Annotated in this window: 15 protein-coding genes; 6 read left to right on the forward strand and 9 right to left on the reverse strand. The window is 35.1% G+C overall.

The features are described from left to right. Positions 1 to 38: 38 nt before the first annotated feature. Positions 39 to 830, reverse strand: coding sequence for a membrane protein insertase YidC (yidC, locus tag QE429_RS11670; protein ID WP_307287158.1), 792 nt, complete (start codon positions 828 to 830; stop codon positions 39 to 41). Between the two features lie 31 nt (positions 831 to 861). Then, positions 862 to 1,158, reverse strand: a complete 297-nt coding sequence (locus QE429_RS11675; RefSeq protein WP_307287159.1) for a hypothetical protein — start codon at positions 1,156 to 1,158, stop codon at positions 862 to 864. A gap of 216 nt (positions 1,159 to 1,374) precedes the next feature. Here QE429_RS11675 and QE429_RS11680 point away from each other — a divergent pair, with 216 nt between their 5' ends. Further along, positions 1,375 to 2,949 carry a Na+/H+ antiporter gene (locus QE429_RS11680; protein WP_307287160.1) on the forward strand — a complete coding sequence of 525 codons (1,575 nt, stop codon included), beginning with the start codon at positions 1,375 to 1,377 and terminating at the stop codon, positions 2,947 to 2,949. A 54-nt stretch (positions 2,950 to 3,003) separates the two neighbouring features. On the opposite strand, the gene pflA is transcribed toward QE429_RS11680, so the two are convergent. The 3 genes from pflA to QE429_RS11695 all read right to left on the reverse strand — a co-directional run bounded on the left by pflA (position 3,004) and on the right by QE429_RS11695 (position 6,792). After that, complete coding sequence (gene pflA, locus QE429_RS11685; protein WP_307287161.1) at positions 3,004 to 3,759, reverse strand: pyruvate formate-lyase-activating protein; 756 nt, start codon at positions 3,757 to 3,759, stop codon at positions 3,004 to 3,006. A gap of 66 nt (positions 3,760 to 3,825) precedes the next feature. After that, positions 3,826 to 6,051 (reverse strand): formate C-acetyltransferase, encoded by a 2,226-nt coding sequence (gene pflB, locus QE429_RS11690; protein WP_307290786.1) that lies wholly within the window; start codon positions 6,049 to 6,051, stop codon positions 3,826 to 3,828. 288 nt (positions 6,052 to 6,339) lie between these two features. Next, positions 6,340 to 6,792 (reverse strand): cupredoxin domain-containing protein, encoded by a 453-nt coding sequence (locus QE429_RS11695; RefSeq protein ID WP_307287162.1) that lies wholly within the window; start codon positions 6,790 to 6,792, stop codon positions 6,340 to 6,342. 265 nt (positions 6,793 to 7,057) lie between these two features. Here QE429_RS11695 and mprF point away from each other — a divergent pair, with 265 nt between their 5' ends. Then, entirely contained in the window at positions 7,058 to 9,580 is a 2,523-nt protein-coding gene (mprF, locus tag QE429_RS11700) for a bifunctional lysylphosphatidylglycerol flippase/synthetase MprF (protein WP_307287163.1), read from the forward strand. A gap of 147 nt (positions 9,581 to 9,727) precedes the next feature. Next, entirely contained in the window at positions 9,728 to 10,897 is a 1,170-nt protein-coding gene (locus QE429_RS11705) for a D-alanyl-D-alanine carboxypeptidase family protein (RefSeq protein ID WP_307287164.1), read from the forward strand. Positions 10,898 to 10,995: 98 nt separating this feature from the next. Here the strand turns inward: QE429_RS11705 and modB are convergent, their stop codons facing one another. Both modB and QE429_RS11715 read right to left on the reverse strand, forming a co-directional pair. Further along, a complete protein-coding gene (modB, locus tag QE429_RS11710; RefSeq protein ID WP_307287165.1) occupies positions 10,996 to 11,655 on the reverse strand; it encodes a molybdate ABC transporter permease subunit in 660 nt (219 codons plus the stop codon). A gap of 61 nt (positions 11,656 to 11,716) precedes the next feature. Further along, a complete protein-coding gene (locus tag QE429_RS11715) occupies positions 11,717 to 11,974 on the reverse strand; it encodes a hypothetical protein (protein ID WP_307287166.1) in 258 nt (85 codons plus the stop codon). A gap of 146 nt (positions 11,975 to 12,120) precedes the next feature. Here QE429_RS11715 and QE429_RS11720 point away from each other — a divergent pair, with 146 nt between their 5' ends. Together QE429_RS11720 and QE429_RS11725 are read left to right on the forward strand one after the other, a co-directional pair. Beyond that, positions 12,121 to 12,603, forward strand: coding sequence for an Hsp20/alpha crystallin family protein (locus tag QE429_RS11720; RefSeq protein WP_307287167.1), 483 nt, complete (start codon positions 12,121 to 12,123; stop codon positions 12,601 to 12,603). Between the two features lie 101 nt (positions 12,604 to 12,704). Then, complete coding sequence (locus QE429_RS11725) at positions 12,705 to 13,127, forward strand: hypothetical protein (protein ID WP_307287168.1); 423 nt, start codon at positions 12,705 to 12,707, stop codon at positions 13,125 to 13,127. A 42-nt stretch (positions 13,128 to 13,169) separates the two neighbouring features. Here QE429_RS11725 and QE429_RS11730 read toward each other — a convergent pair whose 3' ends face one another. Beyond that, a complete protein-coding gene (locus QE429_RS11730) occupies positions 13,170 to 13,412 on the reverse strand; it encodes a YkuS family protein (RefSeq protein WP_307287169.1) in 243 nt (80 codons plus the stop codon). A 100-nt stretch (positions 13,413 to 13,512) separates the two neighbouring features. Between QE429_RS11730 and QE429_RS11735 the strand changes: the two genes are divergently transcribed. Continuing rightward, positions 13,513 to 13,653, forward strand: a complete 141-nt coding sequence (locus QE429_RS11735) for a YuzL family protein (RefSeq protein ID WP_307287170.1) — start codon at positions 13,513 to 13,515, stop codon at positions 13,651 to 13,653. A 42-nt stretch (positions 13,654 to 13,695) separates the two neighbouring features. On the opposite strand, the gene QE429_RS11740 is transcribed toward QE429_RS11735, so the two are convergent. Beyond that, entirely contained in the window at positions 13,696 to 15,315 is a 1,620-nt protein-coding gene (locus tag QE429_RS11740) for an ABC-F family ATP-binding cassette domain-containing protein (RefSeq protein WP_307287171.1), read from the reverse strand. Positions 15,316 to 15,346 lie beyond the last annotated feature (31 nt).

Raw genomic sequence — 15,346 nt, forward strand, 5'->3', positions numbered from 1 at the left:
AAAATGCCTGGTATTAAAACCAGGCATTTTTTATTTACTTATTTTTGATTCACTTGTACTTCTTTAGGCTTATTGGTTTGATAAAGCTTTCGACTAATAAGCGTCTGGATAATTAAAAATGTTCCACCTACAACCCAATAAAGTGGAAGGGCTGCTGGTGCATTAAATGAAAACATAACGATCATTAATGGGGAGAGCAAGCCCATATATTTCATTTGCTCCTGCTGTTGAGTCGGCATATTAGATTGCGATACCTTGAATTGTAAGTAATAGATAACACCTGCAATGATTGTAATGACAATATCAGGATGTCCAAGACTAAACCATAAAAACTCATGAGTTTTTATCTCTTCAGATCCTCTAATTGCATAATAGAAGCCCGTTAAGATCGGCATTTGGATAAGAATAGGTAAACAACCCATATTTAACGGATTGACTCCATGCTTTTGATAAAGCCCCATCATTTCTGCTTGTAATTCTTGTTTTTTCTTTGGGTCTTTTTCAGTTTTCATTTTCTTTTGAATAACTTCCATTTCTGGTTTTAAAACATCCATTTTTTCCTTCATAGCCATTTGATTTTTATATTGCTTTAACATGAGAGGCATTAAGACAAGTCTAATCACTAGTGTAATAAGAATGATCGCTAAGCCATAATTCCCACCAAAAAAATCGGCAACTGCATGTATTGAAGATGAAAATGGATTCACAAAATAAGTGTGGAAAAATCCATCGTTTTTTCCGCCTTGAGATTGAGCAGAACAAGCGGATAACAGAAATGTTGTAAAAGTAAGTAAAGCAATAATGATAAGTGAAGAACGTTTCGTTTTCATATTTCCTCCTAAAAATGTGTAGGTTGATTTTTTATACTGGTATTAAAAGGAAGGAAATGGGTTCTTCAGAATCATCCTTAGTACATTCTTTTCTACGAATATATTTAATAATTCTATTTAAAATAAAACTGCCATTTAAACTGCTTTTTTTTCGGTAAAAAAACAAGGGCTGGATTATTTTTGTGTCCGCAGGATTAGTTTGAGAACCAATAAATGAATATTCAACGCCCCATGCCCATAGGAACTTTAATGTAATTCCTAAGTATATACTAACGTAAAGTGCGTTTAAGGCATGTATATCTGAATGGTCGATGAGCAATTGAAACAAAAATAATCACCTCTTTAAAATGCCAATGATATGAGTATAAAGGAGAATGGCTAAAGAATCAATTTATTGTATGGCAAAATACCAGAATTTGAAGAGATTACTAAACAATTATGTATATGCATTAAAACAAGAACGAAAGTAGCTGTTTAAGTTTCGCTGTAATGTGAATATTAAGATGAATAATGTCTATTATTTATTAACTTAGGGTGGTGCAATTTGGAAACATTAGATTTACATAATATCTTTGTCATGGCTCTATTTTTAATGATGTTAGCCGCGGGGATTACAGCTATTGCCAAGAAATTTAAACAGCCATACCCAATAGCATTAGTAATAATTGGTGCGATAATTGGTTTGATAAAATTTCCAGTATTAGAACCATTAAAAAATTTTATTACGCAAGGGGAAGTATTCCATTTTGTTATTGTTACCTTGTTTTTACCTGCGCTTTTAGGGGAAGCATCATTAAAACTGCCTTTTCGTGAGATGCGGACCAATAAAATACCTATTATTGCTCTAGCATTTGGTGGTACATTATTGTCGTTTCTCCTGGTTGGATTTTCAGGGTATTACCTTCTGGGGTTATCTGTCACCGCAGCTTTTGTATTCGGTTCATTAATGAGTGCAACAGACCCAGTCAGTGTTTTAAGTATCTTTAAAAGTATTGGAGTAAATAAAAGACTTGCAATTGTGGTTGAAGGGGAAAGTTTATTTAATGACGGTATGGCGGTGGTGCTTTTTCAGCTTTCTGCATTTTATTTACTATCCTATATTGATTTAGGTTGGGCAGGATTGGGTTTAGGTGTATGGACTTTTGTAAAGGTCATATTCCTAGGACTAATCGTCGGAGGTGCACTTGGATACGGTTTTTCAATTTTAACAAAGTTCTATGATGATTATCCGCTTGAGATCATTTTTAGTATTGTATTGTTTTATGGATCATATTTATTAGCAGAAAGTATCCATGCTTCTGGTGTCATTGCAGTTGTTGTTGCTGCCATGATTTATGGAAACTATGGTGCGAAAATCGGCATGACACCCACTACTAAATTAAATATAGGAAACTTTTGGGATGTTGCTGCTCTTTTGGCGAATTCTATTGTCTTTTTAATGGTTGGGCTAGAAATTACAAGAATAGGGATTTTTAATAAATGGGGAATGATTTTTGCAGCCATACTAATCGTTTTGATAGCAAGGAGCGCCGCGGTCTATGCTAGTTTGTTCTTCATAAAAAAATTTCCACAATCCTGGAAGCATATTATTAATTGGGGGGGGTTAAAAGGTTCTTTATCTATAGCACTAGCATTAAGCCTGCCTTATGACTTCGAAGGAAGAGATGAATTATTGGTATTAACTTTTTTCGTGGTTCTCTTTTCGTTGGTAGTACAGGGGTTATCTGTTAAGCCATTAATTAAATTTCTTGGAGTAAACCCTAAAGATGAAGGTTCGAGCGAATATGAATATTTACTAGCTAAGATTTATCAGTATGATGCAGCTATACAAGAAATACATAGGGTAAGGAAGAAACTTTTTATCACAGAACCACTATCCAATGAACTTATTAAAGAATATGAAGAAAAGAAGCTAAGTGTAGAAAAGCAGGTACAGGAATTATATCAGAATCATATGGAATTAAAAGAAAAACAAAAAAAGCTACTCTTAAAACAGGCACTTTATGCCGAACACGAAGCCATTAGTCATTTAAATAAAGATGAGGTTATTTCAAATGAAATAGCAGATCACCAACAAACAGAAATCATGGATTTACTTGTAAATCTAGATGAAGAATAAATATAAAAAACTAGGCTGACACAACTTCAGTGTCAGCCTGGTTGAAAATACTATTTATAAATGGATCCCTTCACCATTTCTCCAATTGGCTGTAAGCATTCGATAGGCAAACACGACACTTTCCTCTGTTGGGGGCTCTATATTCTTTAGTGGATATTCATGTCCAAGTGCTTCCCACTTATATACTCCCATTTTATGATAGGGAAGAATTTCAACCTTTTGAACATTTTCAAGGGTACCGATAAACTCTCCAAGTTCTTGAAGATCCAAGGAATCATCTGTTACTGTTGGAACAAGAACATGGCGAATCCATACAGGTATCTTCCTATTAGATAAATACTTGGCAAATTCAAGAATGTGATTGTTAGCCATTCCAGTTAACTGAATATGTTTTTTCCGGTTAATATGCTTCAAGTCGAGAAGTACAAGATCAGTGTATTGTAATAGTTCTTCGAGTTGTTCAATAAAAAGTTTGGATTGAGAGAAGCAACCTCCTGAAGAATCTATAGTTGTGTGAATCCCCATCTTTTTACAAACCCTAAATAATTCAGTGAGGAAAGGAATTTGAAGTAGCGGCTCGCCACCACTAACAGTAATACCACCACCTGATGCCTGAATGAAGGGGAGATAGCTCATCAAATCTTCCATTATTTCCGAAACAGTTATCTCTCTGCCAGAACCGATTTCCCATGTATCGGCATTATGACAAAATTGGCAGCGTAATAAGCACCCCTGTGTAAAAACCACATAGCGTATTCCAGGCCCGTCTACTGTTCCTAAAGTTTCAATGGAGTGAATATTTCCGATCATGATGATATCCCCTTTCATTATTAAGGAGGCTCTCTCTTTGTATTCGAGTAAGCCAAAGTAAGCTATTTATAAAGACTCATGGAAAGTCCGGTTAATAACGTCCAGCTGTTGTTCTTTGGTTAGTTTAATAAAGTTTACGGCATAACCAGAAACACGAATCGTTAGTTGTGGATACAGCTCTGGGTGTTCCATTGCATCTAATAATGTTTCCTTATTAAAAACGTTAACGTTTAGATGGTGACCAGATTTTATTGCGTAGCCATCCAAGATTGAAACAAGGTTCCTAATCTGACTTTCTTCTTCTTTCCCTAATGCTTTTGGCACGATAGAGAAAGTATTTGAGATTCCATCCATTGCATAGCTATATGGAATTTTTGCAACAGAGGATAGTGAGGCTAAAGTACCCTTAGTATCCCGGCCGTGCATTGGATTTGCACCAGGAGCAAAAGGTTCTCCTGCACGACGCCCATCTGGTGTATTACCTGTTTTCTTTCCGTAAACAACATTTGATGTAATGGTTAGAACGGAAAGTGTATGAAGGGAATCACGATAGGTTACGTGTTTACGTAATTTCTTCATAAATGTCTCAACAACATCAACGGCAATACGATCCACACGGTCATCGTTGTTACCGTATTTTGGGAAATCTCCTTTTATTTCGAAGTCCACTGCTAAACCATTTTCATCACGAATTACTTTTACTGTACCATATTTAATAGCACTTAATGAGTCAGCTACTACGCTTAAACCAGCAATTCCTGTTGCCATGGTACGAAGGATATTTGTGTCATGTAAAGCCATTTCGATTCTTTCATAGCTGTATTTATCATGCATATAATGAATGACATTTAATGTATTAATATATAAACCTGCCAGCCATTCCATCATTTGATCAAAACGTTGCATTACTTCATTAAAATCCAATACATCTGAAGTTATTGGTCTATATTGTGGGCCAACTTGGATTTTTAGTTTTTCATCAACGCCTCCGTTAATAGAGTAAAGAAGGGCTTTTGCTAAATTTGCGCGAGCACCGAAGAACTGCATTTGCTTGCCAATTTCCATAGCAGAGACACAACAAGCTATTCCGTAATCATCTCCATATTCAGGGCGCATGATATCATCGTTTTCATATTGAATGGAGCTTGTTTTAATTGACATCTTAGCACAGTACTGTTTAAATCTTTCAGGAAGCTGTGGTGACCAAAGAACGGTTAAATTTGGCTCTGGTGCTGGCCCTAGGTTATCAAGTGAATGTAGGAATCGGAATGAGTTCTTCGTTACAAGAGATCGTCCATCCTGTCCCATTCCACCGATAGATTCCGTTACCCATGTAGGGTCACCACTGAATAATTCATTATAATCAGGTGTACGGGCGAATTTTACTAATCGGAGCTTCATGATAAAGTGATCGACGATTTCTTGAGCTGATTCTTCTGTTAATGTTCCTGCCTGTAAATCTCTTTCAATGTAAATATCTAAGAAAGTTGAGACGCGTCCAAGACTCATCGCAGCCCCATTTTGTTCTTTTATGGCTGCAAGGTATCCAAGATATAGCCATTGAAAAGCTTCTTGTGCATTTTTAGCTGGGCGAGATAGGTCAAACCCGTAGCTGGTACCTAATTCTTTTAGTTCATATAAAGCTCGGATTTGTTCAGCAATCTCTTCACGAAGACGCATATTATCTTCAGTCATTACTTTACTAGTATTCTTTTTGTCTATTTCCTTCTCTTTTATAAGGAAATCAACACCATATAATGCTACACGGCGATAATCACCAATGATTCGTCCACGTCCATAAGCATCTGGAAGCCCTGTAATAATGGCAGCTTTACGAGCTAACATCATCTCGTCTGTGTATGCATCAAAGACACCTTGGTTATGTGTTTTGCGGAATTCAGTAAAGATTCTTTCAATTTCAGGGTTTAATTGATAACCATAAGCCTCACATGCTCCTTTTGCCATCCTAATTCCGCCGAATGGTTGTAAAGAACGATTAAATGGTTTATCAGTTTGAACACCTACTACTTTTTCAAGGTCTTCGTTGAGGTAGCCAGGGCCATGTGAAGTAATAGTGGAAACGGTTTCTGTGTCCATATCTAGGACTCCACCTTTTTCACGTTCCTGTTTTGTTAACTCCATTACCTGTTCCCATAGTATTTTAGTAGCTTCAGTTGCGTTAGCTAAAAAAGAATCATCGCCTTCATACGGATTATAATTTCTAAGAATAAAATCACGAACATTCACCTCTTTGTTCCAAGTACCTTTAGTAAAACCTTGCCATTGTTCCATCATTATTCACCTCTTTGATTAATAAAAAAACTAAACTGTTTTACTATTTTTATCTTACATTCAGTATAACAGTTTAAAAGTGATAAAAGTCACCTGAAAAAGAGGTAATTGTTAAGATATTGTGAAGTCTTGTTTTTAAGGGGTTTTTTTGGGGTGTTTATGAACTTTATATGAACAAGATAGACATAAAAGTAAAAACTGTACTATAAAAAAATGAATAATATTAAAAACTGTTATACAAGAGATGTCACATGTAGAGAAGAAGAGCAGGGGAAAAGTCTCCTGCTCTTAATCTACTACTATATAAGCAATCATAGGGCCATTGTGTGCTCTATCTGGATGAATTTCACATACGAGGCGATACGTTCCTTCTTTTTTAAAGTCTAAGGGAATGACCGTTTCTTTCCCTTTTTTTACTGTACCCTTTATTGTTGTTCCTTCAATATAAAATGGATGTTCCTCACCGTTTATCCCGCTAATTATTAATCTAACTTTTTCGCCTTTTTCTATTAAGATAGTTCCGGGGTCCCAACGATACGCCTCTATTTCTTTACCATCCTTCATTTTTGTTTTAAATTCTCCTGTAACCATATGAATCTCACGGATATTCTTATCAGATTGTTGATTGAAAACTGTAGTGTCACCTGCTTTTAACATTAACCACGCAGAAATACTGGCAAGTACAGCCGCTAATGCTAAGAAGAATAACAAGGTTTCTTTTTTGAATACAAAAAATTTCACCGTAAAACCTCCTCCTAAAATTGTCCTATTTCATACTTATGCGTAACAGGTTAAAAAACTTGTCTACTTTTTTAACTTTTCGTTTTATCTAAAATAGGTCGTAGGAGAAAAGTAAGTGATTGAATGAATTACAAAAATTGCGGTTGAACATAAAATAAAATGTCTAAAATGATAATAAACATCTATAAATTAAATATATTTCTTTGTTTTTACAGTTGAAAAGTTTATATTTAAGTCAGGAAAAAAATAATAGGTGGTCATACTTTTGGGGATAAAGAAAGAAAAAATAGTAAAAGTAGTAAAATTTATTTTTCCGCTATTATTATTAATTTTTGCCATTATAGAAATGAAAAGGTTTACTGGGGATTTGAATGTACAGCTACTAAAGAATGAAATTAATCAGTTAAATATCTGGGTATTATTGCTGGTTTTAGCAATTACGTTTATTGCTGTTTTACCAATGTTACTATATGATGTTATCCTTGTTCGGATCCTAAAGTTAAAAGTCCCTAATAATGAGCTCCTAGAACAATCGTTTATTGCTAATTCGTTTTCAAATTTAATCGGATTTGGCGGACTGGTAGGTGCTATGTTAAGAACCTACTTTTTTCATAAACATGAAAAAGATAAAAGGAAGCTTCTTGGTGTAATTGCATCTGTTTCCCTTTTTTATTTAACAGGAATTTCACTGCTTTCATGGATTGTAACGATTGGTTTTCGTCATTTTCCGCTGTTTGTTGATACAAAATGGCTTTATTTCGCTGTCTTAGGGGTTGGATTGTACTTGCCTATCTTTTTAGGTGTACATTTGATGAAATCGAAAAAAGAATCGGTTATTACCCCAAAGGTGGGTATAGAGTTAGTCATTGTTTCAGTAATAGAATGGTTGGCTGTGTTCGTGGCTATTTTATTATTGAGCAGACTACTAGGTATACCTGTGTCAAGCATAGACTTATTTCCTGTTTATGTTGTAGCAGCCTGTGCAGGTATTATAAGTATGATTCCAGGTGGCCTGGGTTCTTTTGATTTAATCTTTTTATGGGGAATGCAAGAGCTGCTCGTTCCCGATGAGAAGGTACTTGTTTTACTTCTGTTTTACCGTATTGGTTATTACTTTGTTCCATTTTTAATTAGTTTAGTGTTTTTCGTAAAGTTGTACTGGGAGAGATGGAACCAATCATGGAATCAACTTCCTAAAGCGATTATCCAAGGGTTAAGTCACGTGGTGCTAACTATTCTTGTGTTTATATCAGGCTTAATTCTTCTTTTGTCTGCGAGTGTCCCAGGTATTATGTCGAGACTTAGAATCGCTCAGGAGTTACTATCATTTCCAATCATAAATGTGTCCCATCAATTATCTGTCGCCGCTGGGTTCTTACTGTTAGGCTTATCACGCGGTATCGAATACAGGGTGAAAAGAACATATGAGTTGACCATGCTTGCTTTAATACTTGCAGCACTTTTTTCAATCTTTAAAGGAATTGATTATGAAGAAGCTACCTTTCTTATCATTGTGGCACTTTTACTTAGAATCTCTAAGGGACAATTCTATCGGGAAAGTTATGTTTTAACGTGGGGTAAAACTATATTTGATATTACAGTCATACTAATCATAACTTCCATGTACATTTTGATTGGATATTTAAATTTGCCTATTTCAAAATTAACCATTCCAGATAAATTATTGCCTTATGTAATTGTGGATTACCGTGATTTGTTTACAAGTGCAATTATTGGATTAGTAATAGCTATGATGATATTACTAACTGGCTATTTAATTAGCCTGCCGAAAAAATGGAAACTAGAGAAATCGATTGATTATGAAAATGAAATATATAACCATTTAAGAAAGTATCAAGGAAAGGTATTATCCCATTTAATTTTTTTGCATGATAAGTATATTTTCTGGAACAGTAAAAAGAATATTTTAATTCCTTTTCAGAAATATGCGGACAAACTAGTTATTTTAGGAGATCCCATTGGTGAACAAATTGAAATCTCCAACGCGATAGAGGAATTTCAAGAAATTGCTGATATACATGGTTTTACACCAGTGTTTTATCAGGTAAGTGATGACATGCTTCCTTATTTACATGGACATGGTTTTGCTTTTTTTAAGTTAGGTGAAGAGGCGTTTGTAGATTTAAAAACATTCTCTTTATCTGGCAACAAACAAAAGGCGCTTCGGACATTAAAAAATAAATTGAACCGAGAAAGTTATGAGTTTGAATTAATAAAACCACCATTCTCAGCTTGTTTTATAGAGGAGTTAAGAGAGGTTTCCAATGAATGGCTCCAAGGAAGAAAAGAAAAGGGTTTCTCGTTAGGTTTTTTTGATGAGGAATATTTAAATAAGGCACCCATTGCGATTGTAAGAGATGAAGAGAAGAAAATTCTCGGTTTTATGAGCATAATGTATGTATATGATAACAAACAAACAATTTCCGTTGACTTGATGAGGTTTAGACCTGACGCACCAGCTGGAATAATTGATTTTCTATTCCTGTCCTTAATTGATTGGTCGAAAGAGGAAGGGTATGGACGATTTAATATGGGTATGGCACCATTAGCGAATGTGGGATTATCTCGATTTGCCTTTTTAAGCGAAAAAATAGCTGCACAATTATTTTTGCATGGGCACTTTATTTATCACTTTCAGGGATTAAGGCAATTTAAACAAAAGTATACAAATATCTGGGAGCCTAAATACTTAGCTTACAGAAGAAAATCTTCTTTACCATTTATAATGGCTCAAATCACATTATTGATCTCAAAGAAAAGGGCATAATTTTTTCCGGTTGCTAAAAAGCAACCGGTTTTTAATTATATATTAGGAATACTTCCAATTGATAACAATTTATTTGAAAACTATTTATTTATTCAAATAATCTGTTAAAATCAAATAGGGATTAAATGTAAAAGTAAGGGTGTAGTAATGAAGAATATTTTTTTGTACCTCATAGTAACTGTTTTTGTTCTATTTTCTTTTCAATATAATGTGTTCGCGGAGGAAGCACGGCAGTTGGATTTGAAAAGCGAGGGTGCTGTTTTATTAGATTCTGAGACAAATGCCATTCTCTATGCAAAAAATGCCGATGAAAAAATGTATCCAGCCAGCCTAACCAAAATTGCCACAGCCATCTATGCGATTGAAAAAGGAAATTTAGATTCAATAGTGACGGTGAGTGCTAATGCAGTTAGACAGGACGGAACAAGGGTGTATTTAAATGAAGGGGAGCAAGTCCCATTAAAGAAGCTTATTCAAGGGATGCTAATAAACTCAGGAAACGATGCAGCAGTAGCGATTGCTGAGTATTTGGATGGAGATGTGAAAACATTTGCTGAAAGTTTGAACAGTTATCTAAAAAATAAGATAGGTGTGACAAATACTCATTTTACCAATCCAAATGGATTGCATGATGAAAACCATTATACGACCGCAATGGACTTAGCGTTAATAACTAATTATGCATTGAAGAATCCTACTTTTGCTGAAATTTTCGGGACAAAGGTGCTTGATTGGCAAGGGCAATCCTGGAGTACTAGAATCTTAACCCATCATCGGATGCTCAAGGGGGAACTGCCCTATCCGGGAATTTCAGGAGGTAAGACGGGATACACCACTGAAGCGAAACAAACTTTAGCCACGACTGCTGGTAATGGAAATTTAAAATTAACAGCTGTTGTATTGAAATCTGATTTAAAAAATGATAAGTACAAAGATACCGCAGTTTTGTTCGATTATGGATTTAAGGGTTATCAGCATGAAACAATTAATCAGGGAGTAATATTTAAATCGGGCAACAAAGAATTTTACCCTGAAAGTGATATTGTTATCACTGAGGACGTTAGTGGTAATATCAAGACGGTTAATGACGAAGGTTTACTTTCAATTGAAAATAATAATGGCCAAGTGCTACAAAAGGTGCAATTGAAATATAAAGACCCTCCGAAGTCAAAATCTGCGGAGATAAAGAGTAAGAAAGCGAATAAGAAGGAGTCTCCGCTAATTCTTTTAAATACCTTAATTGGATTACTCCTAATTACAGGTGCAGGAACTCTTATACAGAGACAAAGACGACGGAAAGTATCAAGATATTATTAGCCTAGTTAAAAAAAGCCGTGGAGAGTAATGTTGATCTGCCCCGTAAATGTTAGTTAGTGTCTAACATTTACGGGGCAGATCATGTTTGCCTCCATGGCTTATTTTTGTGTAACAGTTGTGATGAGTATGAAAAAGAACGAGATTATAACCATAGTAGCAACCAAGAGCCATGCTAAATTCATATTGCCGGATTCCATTGCAATATAAATGGCTGTTGGTGCAGTTTGGGTTTTTCCTGGAATATTACCAGCGAACATAAATGTAGCTCCGAACTCTCCAAGTGATCGTGCAAAACTTAGAACCAACCCTGCGATGATTGATTTAATAGATAATGGGAGAGTGATATGTAGGAATACTTTCAATTCACCAGCCCCATCTATACGGGCGGCTTCCTCAATACCTATATCGACTGCTTGAAAGCCGATTTTGACCGTTTGGTACATAAGTGGAAATGCAACAATGGTCGATGCAATCACTGCAGCAGTAAAAGTAAAAATAATGGGTTGTGCTATTAGTCGTTCTATAAAGAGACCTAAAGGGCTATTTGTCCCAAATATGAATATTAATAAAAAACCTATGACGGTAGGAGGTAAAACAATTGGAAGGAGCAGAATCGTTTCTATAAGTGTCTTGCCTTTGAATTGTTTTCTTGCAAAGATCTTACCTATCATAATTCCAAGAATAAAAACAATAGTTACTGAAATTGATGCAACTTTTAAAGATAATACAATTGGTGACAAAAATTCATTTTGTAACAAATTCCTCAATCCAATACTTGAATTTCCGAAATGATTATTTCTAAATAATTATAAAATAGAATTACTCCTTTGTATAGTTTAATGGTTTTGCATTAAAGGAGGAGGGGGAATCAATTTGATCCTTATCATCAACAAGGCTTCTTGTTCCGATAAAGTCACTCTTATCACCAAAATTTTGTCCAAAACCTTGATTTTTCTTATCAGAATTATGCCATTCTGCTAAAAGGTTTTGACCAATATTTACGGCTGAAGCATTTTCAAAGGAATTAATTTTAATCATAAATATATTAATGTTTATATAAGGGGCTGGGGCCGGCATTAGATCGCCTCCTTTTTCTTGTTTTTAAGTATATGTATGTCTGAGACATTTATGAAAGATGTGTAATATCAGGATTAAAAAACAAATATCGTTAGTAAGATGATAGTAACAAATTTGTGGAATTAGAATGTGGGAGGTGGGATTAAATGGATATGGATAAATTAAAACAATGGATGGATGTGGCCAAAAATATGAATGGAGGAGATTTTTGGAATAATATTTTTGATCAAGATTTCGCTAAGCAATTTATGAATGAACAACCCAATGCAGCTCCTCAATCTGCAAAACAATCTGGAAGAGAAGAAAAAAATACACCGCCATTTCCCGCTATTGACATATTAGAAGGGGAAAGTGAAGTTTTAGTAGTAATTGAGGTACCAGGGATGAAAAAAGAGAACCTTGAATTAGGGCTGAACGGAAATTCCTTAACCATAAAAGGGAATGCCTTATTTAACCATTCTGAATTAAAGCTTACCTATTCGGAAAGGTTTTATGGAGATTTTCAGAGGCAAATACGGTTACCTGATACCGTAAGTCCTAATCAATTAAATGCTAAATTCTGGAATGGATTATTAATCGTAAGTTACCAAAGAATCGTTGAAAAAGGAGAGATTATTCCAATTGAATAGGCGCGTTTAAGATTTTAGACCGTCCTTTTTAATTGTGGACATGTTAAACTGAAATCCCCATATATATGAAAGTAAGTGAAGAAAAGGGAGCGTTTGTGAGCATGTCATTAAAAGATTTATTCCTAATCTTTAGCAAAAATGATTACGAAAAGGAATTAAAGAAAAAGTTGACTTCCTTAGAATTGAATATTGAAAAATTACAAAAGCAGCTGCAAACCCTCCAACAATCATCTCCCCCGGAAGAAGCTAGCAAACATAATGAACCTCCAATTATTATAGAGAAGATTAATATTGAAAAAATCATTTTAGATAAATACGAATTAAACAATAACTTTGGGCAGCTTGGAATTAAAGAACTGAAAGGGAAATTAAATATTGGAGCAACCTATGGTACTGAATTTCAACCTAACTTCGATAAAAATGAGGAGGAAGAGGAAAGGAATACCGGACAAAAAGAAAGGATAAAACCAGCTACATCACCACAAAATGGTCCTAAAGTGAATTTTTATTCAAAAGAAGATTAAAAAAAAGACTAAGGTTACAACCTTTAGTCTTTTGAGAAATCATTATTGAAGCCTGCTTTCAACCTGTTGACATACTTCGTCCGCGGACATCCCGTTTGCATCAATTACAGAGCCTTTTGTAAGGGTATCCTGCATTCCCATCACGTTTGAATCAAGACCAGTTACAACACAGCAATCACAGTTTTGTGCATCGGATTCCTGTTTTAATTCAACTACGTCATAGCCTTTTTCACGTAGTACTTGTTGAATATTTGTAAGAGATTGCTCTACACCAACTTTTGCCATACAAAACACCTCCTCCTGTAGATTATCATGCCAAAGTTTAACGGAAATATTCCGTATAAGTAGCATTAACCTTCCAAAAACTATTAAGGGAGGTGTAATGATGGGAAAACGTAGTAAAAAGAAAGCAGATCCATCCACAATTGGACTCAATTCACCCCAAGTTGAGGGACAAGGAACAACGGTAACAGAAACAGGATCAAGAGCTGAGTCTTCTTCAAGAAGAAAACAAAAACAAATGTAAAAAATGAAAGAGGCTGACCTTGTGGGTTCAGCCTCTTAACAATTATTTATACATTTCTGCTACTTGCTTTTGAACTTCCTCATTCTCCAAATATTCATCATAAGACATTTGCTTATCAACTAAACCTTTTGGTGTTAATTCAAAAATCCTATTCGCAATAGTTTGAATGAACTGATGGTCATGTGAAGAGAAGATCAGTGAGCCTTTAAAATTAATTAGACCATTATTTAGAGCAGTAATTGATTCTAAGTCTAAATGGTTCGTTGGCTCATCTAAAAGAAGTACGTTCGATCCGTTTAACATCATTTTGGATAGCATGCAACGAACTTTTTCTCCCCCGGAAAGAACGCTAGCCTTCTTCAACACTTCTTCTCCCGAAAATAGCATTCTACCCAAGAAGCCTCTTAAGAAGCTTTCGCTTTCATCTTTTGGAGAGAACTGGCGTAACCACTCAACTAAATTAAGGTCTGAGTTTTCAAAGTACTCGGAGTTATCTTTAGGAAAATAAGCTTGTGAAGTGGTAATTCCCCATTTAAAAGTACCACTGTCAGCCTCCATTTCACCCATCAATATTTTAAATAGAGTTGTTTTCGCAATCTCATTTGTACCTACAAGCGCAATTTTATCGTTCTTATTCATAAAGAAACTAACATTATCCAGGATTTTTACACCATCAATCGTTTTTGTTAATCCTTCAACTCTTAGTAAATCGTTCCCGATTTCCCGGTCCGGTGTAAATCCAACAAATGGATAACGGCGAGAGGAAGGCTTAATGTCATCAAGTGTTATTTTATCCAGTAGCTTCTTACGAGAGGTAGCCTGTTTCGATTTTGATGCATTTGCACTAAATCGGGCAATAAAGGCTTGTAATTCCTTTATTTTCTCTTCTTTCTTCTTATTAGCATCAGAGGTTAATCTTGATGCTAACTGGCTTGATTCATACCAAAAATCGTAGTTACCCACATAAATTTGAATTTTACCATAGTCCAAGTCTGCAATATGGGTACAAACTTTGTTTAGGAAGTGACGGTCATGGGATACAACAATAACTGTATTTTCAAAATTAATTAAGAACTCTTCTAGCCATTGGATTGCTTTAATATCTAAGTGGTTAGTAGGCTCGTCCAGTAGTAAAACATCCGGTCTGCCAAACAATGCTTGTGCAAGAAGGACCTTCACTTTTTCAGAACCTGTTAATTCTGACATCGTCTTATAGTGAAGATCTTCCCCAATTCCAAGGCCTTTTAAAAGAATGGCCGCTTCAGGCTCTGCTTCCCATCCGTTTAATTCAGCAAATTCACCTTCAAGTTCAGCAGCCTTCATGCCATCTTCGTCTGTGAAGTTTTCCTTCATATAAATTGCGTCTTTTTCTTGCATAACCTCATAAAGTCTGGAATGACCCATGATAACTGTTTTTAGAACTTCATATTCTTCATACTCAAAATGGTTTTGTTTTAAAACCGCCATTCTTTCATTTGGACCAAGTTGAACTGTTCCTGTTTGTGATTCAATTTCGCCAGAAAGAATCTTTAAAAACGTGGACTTCCCAGCACCGTTTGCACCGATTAAACCATAGCAATTACCAGGTGTGAATTTAATATTTACATCTTCAAATAATTTTCGGTCACCATATCTTAAACTTACATTACTAACTGTAATCATGAATTAAATCCTCCAAAACAAAATATCTATT

The organism is Bacillus sp. SORGH_AS_0510 (assembly GCF_030818775.1).
Taxonomy (GTDB): Bacteria; Bacillota; Bacilli; order Bacillales; family Cytobacillaceae; genus Neobacillus.